Source organism: Frankia sp. CcWB3, assembly GCF_977927595.1.
Map to the genome: position 1 here is coordinate 3,475 of NZ_CDWRCK010000266.1, position 2,376 is coordinate 5,850.

A 2,376-nucleotide genomic window follows, 5' to 3' on the forward strand; every position below is an offset into this window, starting at 1 on the left:
GGCGGGCCGGCGACGGCCGAGATGCGAGACCCTCCTCTCCGATAGGGTCGGGGTGTAGCATTAGCACGCGTCCGGATCGAATCTTTTACTCGGTGGGGCGCGGGCGCCGAGATGTCGCCGACCGCGCCCGGAATGCGGGGGTGCAGTGGCTTCGGCGGTGAAGGTCGATCCGGAACACGGACCGGGTCGAGGAGTTCCGACAGTCTGGGGCAACGTTCCCCAGCGGAACAAGAACTTCACCGGCCGGGACAGCCTGCTTGCGGACCTGCGCAGGCGGGTAACCTCGGACAGTCTCGACGTCACCGCCGTGCTACCGCATGCATTGCAGGGTCTCGGTGGTGTGGGTAAGACTCACCTTGCGATCGAGTACGCCTACCGCTATCAGGCGGAATACGACCTGGTGTGGTGGATCCCCGCCGACCAGCCGCTACTGGTCCGCTCCAATCTGGCCTCTCTGGCGCCGCGGCTGGGTCTGGCGGAGGCCGGGCCGCTGCGGGTCGAGGAGGCCGTCTCCGCGGTGCTGGACGCGCTGCGCCGCGGCGTGCCGTACCGGCGTTGGCTGCTTATCTTCGACAACGCCGACCAGCCGGAGACGGTCCACAGCCTCATGCCGCACGGCCCCGGTCACGTGCTCGTGACCTCGCGCAACCGGCGGTGGGAGAGCCTGGTCGACACGCTGGAGGTCGACGTCTTCGCCCGGCGCGAGAGCCTCGAGTTCCTCCACCGCCGAGTCCCCGGCATCGCCGATGCCGACGCCGATCAGCTCGCCGAGGAACTCGGCGACCTGCCGCTGGCCCTGGAGCAGGCCGGCGCGCTGCAGTTCGAGACCGGGATGGACGTCAAGGAGTACCTCGAGCTGCTCCGCACCGAGGCGGGGAAACTGCTCGCGGAGAACCCTCCGTCGGACTACTCCAGGCCGGTCGCGGCCGCCTGGAGCCTGTCGGTGAGCCGGCTCAGCGAGCAGGCGCCATTCGCCCTCGAGCTCCTGCGCCGCTGCGCGTTCTTCGGCCCCGAGCCGATCTCCCTGGAGATCCTCGACCGCGGCAAGTACATCCTCGGGTCCGAATTCGGCAGCGCCATGCGGGACCGCCTCCTGGTGAGCCGGGCGATGCGGGAGCTCGGCCGCTACGCCCTCGCCCGCATTGACAACAGCCGCAAGACGCTGCAGGTCCACCGGCTCGTGCAGAAGCTCATCCGCAACGATCTGCCCCGCGAGGATCAGGAACGCATGCGGGACGAGGTGCACCAGCTGCTCGTCGCGGCCGACCCGGGTGAGCCGGGCGACTCCGAAGCCTGGCCGCAGTACGACAAGCTGCTTCCGCACATCTTCCCGTCCGAGGTCTACCTGGCGCGGTCGGCGCCCACCCGCCAGCTGGTGGAACACATCGTCGGCTACCTTTACGGCGTCGGCGACTTCACCACCGGGCTCGCCGAGGCCGACCGCACCCTGGAGCAATGGATCAAGGAACCGGGGGGTCGCGACCCCGACGTCCTGATCCTGCAGGGCATCAAGGCGGACATCCTGTGGGCGCTGGGCCGGTACCGGGAAGCCTATGATCTCCGGCGCCCGACGTTGGAGGCCATCACCGAGGTACTCGGTGCGGACCACGAGGAGACCCTCGTCATCCTCAACGGTCACGGCGCCGACCTGCGTGCGCGCGGCGAGTTCCAGGCCGCCCGTGAACTCGACGAGGGTACCGTGGCCCTGCACCGCCGTGTCTTCGGCGACGACGACAACCGTACGTTCAACGCCGTCAACAACCTGGCGGTCGACTACAGCCTGACCAGCTCCTACGCCGAAGCTCTCGAGACGGACCGGAAGAACCTCACCGACCGGCGTAACCTCTTCGGCCGTGACGACGCCCCGCAGGTGGTCTTCTCGCTCGCCACGGTCGCGCGCGACCTGCGGCAGGCCGGGCAGTATCTCGAGGCCAGGAGAACGGCGGAGCAGGCCTTCCTGCTCTACCGCGATCTCGTCACCGTCGCGTCCTGCCGGAGGAGCACGCGCATGTTCTCCTCCAGGCGAAGGACCTGTCGGTGGCTCGCCGGAAGGCCGGGGACTTCACCGAGGCCCTCGAACTCGCCGAGGAGGTGCACGGCCGGTACACCAACAGTCGGCAGTTCGGGTCGGAGCATCCGGACACCCTCGCCGCCGGGATCAACCTCGGGAACGCGCAGCGGGTCGCCGGCGATCCGGACGAGGCGACCATTCGGATCGAGAAGACCGTTCGCCGTTACCGGGACGTCCTCGGCCCGGACCATCCGTATACCTATGGCTGCGACCTCAACCTCGCCCTGATCCATCGCCAGCTCGGCCGGATCGACGAGGCGGAACGCCTGCTCAGGGATGCGCGCGCGGGCCTGACGAAGAGACTC

1 protein-coding gene and 1 pseudogene are annotated in these 2,376 nt (G+C 68.8%); both read left to right on the forward strand.

The genetic code is table 11. The annotated features are described in order from the left end of the window. Positions 1 to 157: 157 nt before the first annotated feature. Positions 158 to 1,918, forward strand: a pseudogene (fxsT, locus tag ACY5KJ_RS17100) (FxSxx-COOH system tetratricopeptide repeat protein); the annotation flags it as partial. Between the two features lie 173 nt (positions 1,919 to 2,091). Next, positions 2,092 to 2,376, forward strand: a 285-nt coding sequence (locus tag ACY5KJ_RS17105; protein ID WP_462203838.1) for a tetratricopeptide repeat protein, incomplete at its 3' end; no start/stop codon positions are given.